The sequence below is a fragment of the Rhodopila globiformis genome (assembly GCF_002937115.1).
In the GTDB taxonomy this organism is placed as follows: domain Bacteria; phylum Pseudomonadota; class Alphaproteobacteria; order Acetobacterales; family Acetobacteraceae; genus Rhodopila; species Rhodopila globiformis.
The window spans coordinates 1-8,129 of the sequence record NZ_NHRY01000235.1 but is presented as its reverse complement, the minus strand read 5'-3'; the positions used below and the strand labels follow the sequence as shown (position 1 = coordinate 8,129).

The 8,129-nt window shown below is 68.7% G+C and carries 7 protein-coding genes; 5 read left to right on the top strand and 2 right to left on the bottom strand.

Features of this window, described 5'->3' with window-relative positions:
* Positions 1-96 precede the first annotated feature (96 nt).
* Positions 97-381: a hypothetical protein gene (locus CCS01_RS23225; protein ID WP_104521146.1), complete on the bottom strand. Its 285-nt coding sequence runs from the start codon at positions 379-381 to the stop codon at positions 97-99.
* 475 nt (positions 382-856) lie between these two features.
* On the opposite strand from CCS01_RS23225, the gene CCS01_RS23220 reads away from it, so the two are divergent.
* The 4 genes from CCS01_RS23220 to CCS01_RS23205 all read left to right on the top strand — a co-directional run bounded on the left by CCS01_RS23220 (position 857) and on the right by CCS01_RS23205 (position 3,234).
* Positions 857-1,654: a phytanoyl-CoA dioxygenase family protein gene (locus CCS01_RS23220; protein WP_104521145.1), complete on the top strand. Its 798-nt coding sequence runs from the start codon at positions 857-859 to the stop codon at positions 1,652-1,654.
* Positions 1,655-1,715: 61 nt separating this feature from the next.
* Entirely contained in the window at positions 1,716-2,393 is a 678-nt protein-coding gene (locus CCS01_RS23215; RefSeq protein ID WP_104521144.1) for a molybdopterin-dependent oxidoreductase, read from the top strand.
* A gap of 20 nt (positions 2,394-2,413) precedes the next feature.
* Positions 2,414-2,935 carry a molybdopterin-binding protein gene (locus CCS01_RS33920; protein WP_338049999.1) on the top strand — a complete coding sequence of 174 codons (522 nt, stop codon included), beginning with the start codon at positions 2,414-2,416 and terminating at the stop codon, positions 2,933-2,935.
* A gap of 5 nt (positions 2,936-2,940) precedes the next feature.
* Entirely contained in the window at positions 2,941-3,234 is a 294-nt protein-coding gene (locus CCS01_RS23205) for a hypothetical protein (RefSeq protein WP_104521142.1), read from the top strand.
* 231 nt (positions 3,235-3,465) lie between these two features.
* On the opposite strand, the gene CCS01_RS23200 is transcribed toward CCS01_RS23205, so the two are convergent.
* Positions 3,466-4,560, bottom strand: coding sequence for an SMP-30/gluconolactonase/LRE family protein (locus CCS01_RS23200; protein ID WP_104521141.1), 1,095 nt, complete (start codon positions 4,558-4,560; stop codon positions 3,466-3,468).
* A 682-nt stretch (positions 4,561-5,242) separates the two neighbouring features.
* On the opposite strand from CCS01_RS23200, the gene CCS01_RS23195 reads away from it, so the two are divergent.
* Positions 5,243-8,129 (top strand): glycosyltransferase (locus tag CCS01_RS23195; RefSeq protein WP_104521140.1); only part of this gene is annotated, 2,887 nt, incomplete at its 3' end.

The window sequence follows — 8,129 nt, the reverse complement described above, 5'->3', positions numbered from 1 at the left end:
CCTGATCCCCTGTGGCCCTCCCCAGCCCTCATTTCGTCTCTGTGCGAACAAAAATACCCCATCCACCACGCTGTCCCCACCGGAGACGCACCGGCCTCACGGCCACACGGCGACCCGGCTCATCACCGCCGTCGGTATCGTGGCCACGGTCGGCGCGACACTGACCACCGGACTGGCGACGGTCGTGGCGACCACCGGCGCGGCCTGGACGACAGGCGCAACCGGATAAGTGGCGACCACCGGGGCAACCGCGGTCGTGGCGACCACCGGGACCGTGTAACCCGCCGGATAGGCTGTTGCGACGGTATAGGCCGGCACGCAGGCAGCGAGCGGCAGCGTGGCCACCAGCGTAGCCAGCGCAACGCTACGGACGTTCGACATGGTACTGCTCCTGGTATTAGCCGTTTTGGCAAGGGATTGCCGCAGGGCTGATACGCGGTGCGGTAAGCCGGGTGCTGGCAGGAAAAGCTTAAGAAAAGGTTTAAGACGATGATGGCGGCGTGTAATGCGATGCCTTATTGTTACTTCCACGCATGAATGCGCGCCAGGCCGGCGCATGACCGGATCCGGGTTGCCCATGCCCTCGGTTGCGCCTGCCGCCCGCATCCCGCCCGGCCGGCTCCATTTCCGGAAATCCCCTGCAACATCACGGGAATTCCGCTGGCAGGAGATGCCGGGGTGGCCGCGGCCTCATCCATGCCGGGCTTGCCCGGCACGGAGCAGCAGCCTTGTCGTCCTGTCGCTTGACCGTCCGCCATCCCACGCCGCATCCTGCCGGCCGACACGCAATGCAACGGCGGCCGTCCCCCGATCCGGTGGTCGTGGTTTCATGCCGCCAGAAGCAAGGGAGCGTTCCATGCTGACCGAACAACAGGTGCGTCAGTTCCACGACGAAGGCTACCTCTTCCTTCCGGAGACCTTCAACGACGACGAAGTGGCCGTGCTGAAATCGGAAGCCGAGGCGATCTACCGCCAGCAGCGCCCGGAGGTCTGGCGCGAGAAATCCGGCGCCCCGCGCACCGCCTTCGCCGCCCACCTCTACAACGAGGCGCACGGCCTGCTCGCCCGGCATCCCAGGATGATCCGTCCGGTCGAGCAACTGTTCGGCGAGCCGGTGTACATGCACCAGTACAAGATCAACGCCAAAGCCGCGTTCACCGGCGACGTGTGGCAGTGGCACCAGGACTACGGCACCTGGGCGCGCGACGACGGCATGCCGGAGCCGCGGGCGATGAACATCGCCATCTTCCTCGACGAGGTCATGCCGATCAACGGCCCGCTGATGCTGGTGCCGCGCAGCCATACGCTCGGGGTGCTGGCGGCGGAGCACGACACCGCCACCACGTCCTATCCGCTGTGGACGCTGGACGAGGCGACGGTGACGAAGCTGGTCGAGGCCGGCGGCATCGTCGCGCCGACGGGCAAGGCCGGCGGGCTGCTGATGTTCCACGGCAACCTGGTGCACGGCTCGGCCGGCAACATCACGCCGTACCCGCGCAAGATCGTCTATCTGACCCTGAACGCGGTCTCCAACTACATCCGCAAGCCGACGCGGCCGGAATGGATCGCGCACACCGACTTCGCGCCCATCGTCCCGACCGACGAGGGCGCGCTGACACGTTACGCGCAACGCTTCAGGCAGGCGGCCGAGTAGCCTTTTGCCGGTGGGAGCGCCTTGTATTATATCGGCGCTCTTACAACGGACAGGAGGCAACATGCGCCGACGTGCCGTGATCGCAGGTGCCGGTGCGGCCGTTCTCGCACCCTTCCCGGCCTTGGCCGCGGTTTCCGGCCTTCCGCCTGGCCTGCCCGAGGGCACCAGGGAGGTTGTGCGCTACGCCGACCCGCCCGAGAAAAGACGCCTCATCCGCCTCGCCGATCGGCCGCCGAACTATGCGACGCCGGTTGAGGCTTATACCCAGGAGACTACGCCGAACGAGCGCTTCTTCGTGCGCTACCACACGGACGCGGTGCCGCAGCCGCCGTCGCTGGAGGACTGGGCCCTGACCATTGGCGGCGACGCCGCCGCGCAGCCGGCCCGGCTGCGCTGGCGCGACCTGCTCGACCTGCCGCCGATCGACGTCCTGGCGGTCCGCCAGTGCGCCGGCAGCCGTCGCGGCCTGGTCGAGCCGCATGTCCCAGGCGTGCAATGGACCGATGGCGCCATGGGCTGCGCCACCTGGTCCGGCCCGCGCCTGAGCGACGTGCTGAAGGCGGCGCGGGTCAGGCCGGAGGCGGTGGAAATCTGGCTCGGCGGCGCCGACGTCGCGCCCGCCGCCATCCCGCCGTTGGCCGCGACACCGCCGTTCCGCAAGAGCCTGCCGATCGACAAGGCGATGGACGACAACACCATCGTCGCCATCGCCATGAACAATGCGCCGCTGCCGCTCTGAACGGCTTTCCGGCGCGGCTGGTGGTGCCGGGCTGGGTGGCGACCTATTGGATGAAGCACCTGAACCAGATCGAAATCAGCGCGAAGCCGCTGGCGAACTTCTGGATGAAGACCGCCTACCGGGTGCCGGCCGGAATGTTCCCCGCCACCCTGCCGTTCCGGTCGCAGGCAGCCGGGACCACCGTCCCGATCACCGAGATGGTGGTCAATTCGCTCATCGCCGATCCGCTGGAGGGGAGCGAAGTCGAGCGTGACGGCTTCCAGATCCAGGGCGTCGCCTGGGACCGGGGAAGCGGCATTGGACGGGTGGAGGTGTCGCTCGACGGCGGTGCCACCTGGATCGACGCGCTGCTCGATCGGCCGCTCGGCCCGTATGCGTTCCGGCGGTTCAGCCTGGAGACCGACTTTCTGCCGCGCGGCCGCTACCGCCTGGCCAGCCGGGCGACGAGCAACGCCGGCGAGCGCCAGCCGGAGTCGCTGAGGTGGAACCCGGGCGGGTACCACAACAACGCTCCGCGCGTCATCACGGTGACCGTGACATGAGGGGCATGGTGATCGCCGGACTGGCCGTGCTGGCCGGCCACGCCGCCATGGCGGCGGAGACGCCGCTGCCGCTGAAACCCGGATCGGGGGTGGAACTGGTTTCCGCCTACTGCAACGTCTGCCACACCTCGGACTACATCATCATGAACAGCCCGTTCCTGTCGCCGGCGGCGTGGAAAGCCGAGGTGACAAAGATGCGGACGGCGTTCGGGGCGCCGTTGGACGATGCCGTGGCGGCGGAGATCGCGGGATACCTGGCGGCGAACTATGCGGCAGGCGACAAGCCGCATGGGCGCTGACTTACGGGGGAACAGAGCGCGGTCGCCTCCCTATCGTCATGGCCGGGCGTGTCCCGGCCATCTGCGCTCCGACGGTGGGGGGTGGATGGCCGGGACACGCCCGGCCATGACGGTGAAGCAATCGACCCGGCCCTGTCTCTCTATGTCAGCGCCCATGCCGACAAGCCAGGCAAGGGCGGTGCGTGCCACGGCGACAGGGCGACGGGCTGGCCCCGCCCTGGCCCCGTGCCTCTACGGTGTCATCGCCCCCTGCGTGTTGACGTACAGGGCATAGACCGACGAGGTGGCGCACATATACAGCCGGTTGCGCAGCAGGCCACCGAACGTCAGATTGGCGCAGGTCTCCGGCAGGTGGATCTTGCCGATGAGTTCGGCGTTCGGCGCGTAGCAGCGCACGCCGTCCTCCTTCGGGTCCCCCCAGCCCATGCTGCACCAGATATTGCCCTCGACATCGCAGCGCATGCCGTCGGTGGTCGCCGGCTTGTAGTCGTCGATGAACACCTTGCCGCCGCTGAGCTTACCGGCGGCGAGATCGACGTCGAACGCCCGAATGTGCGCCGGACCGCCCTCCGAGACGCCGGTGTCGATGATGTAGAGCCGCTTCTCGTCGGGCGAGAACGTCAGGCCGTTCGGCTGCACGAAATCGTCCACCACCACCCGGATGTCGCCGCTGCTCGGATCGACGCGATAGACGTTGTGCTTCTCCTGTTCCTGCGGCTCCTTGAGCCCCTCGTAGTTGCCCTTGATGCCGTAGGTCGGATCGGTGAACCAGATCGTGCCGTCCGAGGCGACCACCACGTCGTTCGGCGAGTTCAGCTTCTTGCCGTTGTAGCTGTCGGCGATGACGGTGATCGTGCCGTCGAGTTCGGTACGGGTGACCCGCCGCCCGCTGTGCTCGCAGGTGACCAGGCGCCCCTGGCGATCGACGGTGTTGCCGTTGGCGTTCATCGACGGCGTGCGGAACACGCTCAGGTGCCCGTCGTCCTCCAGCAGCCGCATGATGCGGTTGTTGGGGAGGTCGCTGAACACCAGGTAGCGCCCGGCGCGGAAATAGGCCGGCCCCTCGGCCCAGCGGAAGCCGGTGGCGACGCGCTCGACCGCGCCAGTGCCGGGGCTGCCTTTGAAGCGCTTCGGATCGATGGCCTCGATATGCTTGTCGGGATAGCGGGAATCGGGCAGCGGGCCGAGCGGCAGGCGCTCGGGGTGCCAGTCCGGCACGCCGGTTTCGCCGGGCGGCCGCAGCGTCTCGGCGGCCCTGGCGGCGGTCAGGGAGGCAGCCGCAGCCGCGCCGGCCGCGGACGAGGCCAGGAAGGAGCGTCGGTTCATGTCGTTCCCCTCGCGTTGTCGCCCCGTGTGTCCGGGGCTTCTTGCCGATGCGGTGGTCCGTCGCCCGTCAGCAGCGGCACTTCCGCGTATGCGATCAGGCCTCTGCCGTGCGGGAATGTCCACCCGTCCACTGGTGCACAAAACAGCGAGGCGCGGAACTGATGACCGCCGGGAAGGACTGCCGGGACCTGCAGCCACGATCGCCCGGGCCTGACAACGCCGTCCCCCAGCCCGCCCGCGGCCACCACGATGGACGAAAATGGGCAAGGTCATCGCCCTGGCCGGGACGCGCCCGGCCATGACGATGGGGCACCGACCCGGCGAAACCGCATTTGCGAAGCAGGCGTGAGGCCTCCGGCGGCACGCCTTGATCCCCCGGCGAATGCATGGGTCTTGAACTGCCGGCGAGGATGATGTTATTCGATTTTGACAACAATAAATTGCGAATCTGCGATGAGCGTGTTCTTCATCGAGAGCGAACCTCCGGTACGGCACTTGTCGACGCCATTGGTTGTCGCAATGGGCCACGCCCACGCGCCAACGGAACGGCTGCCCCATGTCCAATAGAAAAGCCGATCGGCAGTTGATATTAGACGGCACCGATTTGGCAGTTCAGGACAATAATGAAACCGTCGCCGCGGTCAGAAAGTTTCTTGAGCAAAATTCCATTTTTGACACGTCCGTGGACGCCGCCCCCGGCGATGCCAACGCGGCCCTGGCGCTCGCTACCCTGAAGTTGCAGGAGAACGATCCGGACGCCGGCAGGCTGTTCGCCTCGGTCAGCGCCGCGCACGACGTGCGCGAGGCCTGGATCGGCCTGGCGATTGCGCACCACTGGCAGGCCGATTCCCAATCGGCCGGCCAGGCCCTGGCCCATGCGCTGTCCCGCCATGCGATGACCGCCGTGCCGCGCGTCACGGATTCGATCGTCCGGTCACTGGAGGCCCCGGGCTGGTGCGCCCTGAACCCCACCGGCGTGCTGACCGTTCGGCTGATGATGGGTCGCCACAGGCGGCCAGGGCCGATCGCCACGCTGGACGGCGAGCCGCTTGCACTGCGGGCCGAACGGGATGGCGAGCGTCACAGCGCCCGGCTACCCGACCACTGGCGCCGGGCCCGCGCGATTCGGGTTCAGCTGGACGGCTCGGACCTGCTGGGCTCCCCCGTCGACGTCAGCCGGATCGCCCGCGTCGAAGGATTCGTCGACAGCCACGACGGCGACCTGCACGGCTGGGCCTGGTGCCCGAACAATCCAGACGATCCTCCGGTCCTGTCGATTCTCCCCGGCGACGGCAGCGCGGGCCTGACCGTGACGGCATCGGATTACACCACCGTCGCCACGACGTCGCCCCTGGCCCGGCCACGCGCCTTTCGCGTCCCGCCGGAGGCGTTGCGCCGGTTTGCCGGGCCGCTTCGCGTCTGCGCGGCAAACGGCCGCGCCCTGACGGGCAGCCCGGTCGATCCGTCCGCCGAGCGGCGCAGCGCCGAGGCCGCGTCACGGATCATCGCCGAACGGTTCCCGGCCCCCGGAACCAGGACCGGGCCCGCCATCCCGGACCTGGAGAACCTGGGCGTGCCGGCCCATATCACCGGCACGCCGGCCACATCCGGATACCGGAAGCGGCCGGTCGACGTCGTGGTTCCGGTCTACGGCGAGCTGGAGCTGACGCTGGCCTGCCTGGACTCGCTGCTGAAGGACCTGCCGTCCTGGGCGCAGATCCTGGTGGTGGACGACGCCTCGCCCGATCCCCGCGTGGCGGCCGAACTGGGCAAGCTGGCAGCGGCAAAGCGGATCAAACTGTTCACCCGGCCGGTGAACCGCGGCTTCCCGGGCACCGCCAATTTCGGCATGAGCCAGAGCCCGGCGCGGGACGTCGTGCTGCTGAACAGCGATACGCTGGTGCCGCCGGGCTGGCTGGCCTCCTTGCGGGACGCGGCCTATGCGGCGCCCGACATCGGCACGGCCACGCCGTTTTCCAACAACGCGACGATCCTGAGCTATCCCAGCACCGAGCATCCGAACGCCATCCCGGACCTGGACGACACGGTGCACCTGGACGCCCTGGCGCAGCGCGCGAACTTCGGCTGCCTGGTGGATATCCCGACGGCGGTTGGTTTCTGTACCTATATAAAGCGCGACTGCCTGAACGCCACGGGCCTGCTGCGAGACGACGTGTTCGGCCAGGGCTACGGCGAGGAAAACGACTTCTGCATCCGCGCCCGTCATCTTGGCTGGCGCCACGTCGCGGTGCCGGGCGTGTTCGTCGCCCATGTCGGCGGACAGTCGTTCGGCTCGGCCAAACAGCACCTGATCACGCGCAACCTGCGCAAGCTGAACCAGTTGCACCCTGGGTATGACGCCCTGGTCGCCGACTTCATCAAGGCCGACCCGATGGCCGAGCCGCGCCGCCGGCTGGACCTGGCGCGGTGGGAGACGTTCCGCACCGGCGCGCCATCCGTGCTGCTGGTCACCCATGGCCGGGGCGGCGGCGTGCAGCGCCACGTGGCGGAGCGGGCGGCGGCGCTGCGGGCCGAGGGGAAGCGGCCGATCGTCCTGTGGCCGGTGGCGAGCCGCCAGGGCGACGGACGGGACTGCGTGCTGGGCAACGGGCCCGAGGGCGGGACTCCGAACCTGCGATTCGCGGTGCCGGGCGAACTGGACGCGCTGGCCGCGATCCTGGCGGTCGACAAGCCGCTGCGCGCCGAGGTGCACAGCATGATCGGGCATGACCATGGCGTGTTCGACCTGTTCCGGCGGCTGACGATTCCCTACAGTATCGTCGTCCATGACTATGCGTGGCTGTGCCCGCGCATCAACCTGGTGGGCGTGGACCGGCATTACTGCGGCGAACCGGACCTGCCCGGGTGCGATGGTTGCGTGGCCGACGCCGGAACCATGAATGATGAGGACACCCGGCCGCGGGACCTGCGGGAGCGATCGGCGCGCGAACTGGCGGGGGCTGCGGCGGTGATCGTGCCCTCGGACGACGTTGCCATCCGGATCAGGCGGCATTTTCCCGCGATCGAGCCGCAGGTGAGGTACTGGGAGGACGACTCCGCCGTGCCGCCGGCCGAGCCGAGCCCGGTGGCCGAGGACGGAGTCCGCCGCGTCTGCGTCGTGGGGGCGATCGGCATCGAGAAAGGCTATGAGGTGCTGCTGGCCTGCGCGCGGGATGCCGCGAATCGGGGGCTGCGGCTGCGGTTCCATCTGGTGGGGCACAGTTGCGACGACGACCGCCTGCTGGCCACCGGCACGGTGCGGATCACCGGGCGGTATGAGGAGCACGCGGCGGTGGACCTGATCCGGCGGCAACAGGCGCAACTGGCGTGGCTGCCCGCGGTGTGGCCGGAAACCTGGAGCTATACGCTGACACAGGCGTGGCAGGCGGGGCTGAACGTGCTGGCGTTCGATATCGGCGCGGTGGCCGAGCGAATCCGCCGGGCGGAGCGCGGCTGGCTGTGCCCGCTGGGGCTGTCGCCGCAGGCGCTGAATGATCGGATGCTGGGGGTGCGGCCGTTGGTGGCGGATCGGGAGGCGCCGCTGTTTGTTGGGGGGCGGCGGCAGGGGG

What these genes read in the sequence shown, in the direction of transcription:
- CCS01_RS23225 (WP_104521146.1), bottom strand. Translation starts at nt 381, where the DNA reads ATGTCGAACGTCCGTAGCGTTGCGCTGGCTACGCTGGTGGCCACGCTG.
- CCS01_RS23220 (WP_104521145.1), top strand. Translation starts at nt 857, where the DNA reads ATGCTGACCGAACAACAGGTGCGTCAGTTCCACGACGAAGGCTACCTC.
- CCS01_RS23215 (WP_104521144.1), top strand. Translation starts at nt 1,716, where the DNA reads ATGCGCCGACGTGCCGTGATCGCAGGTGCCGGTGCGGCCGTTCTCGCA.
- CCS01_RS23205 (WP_104521142.1), top strand. Translation starts at nt 2,941, where the DNA reads ATGGTGATCGCCGGACTGGCCGTGCTGGCCGGCCACGCCGCCATGGCG.
- CCS01_RS23200 (WP_104521141.1), bottom strand. Translation starts at nt 4,560, where the DNA reads ATGAACCGACGCTCCTTCCTGGCCTCGTCCGCGGCCGGCGCGGCTGCG.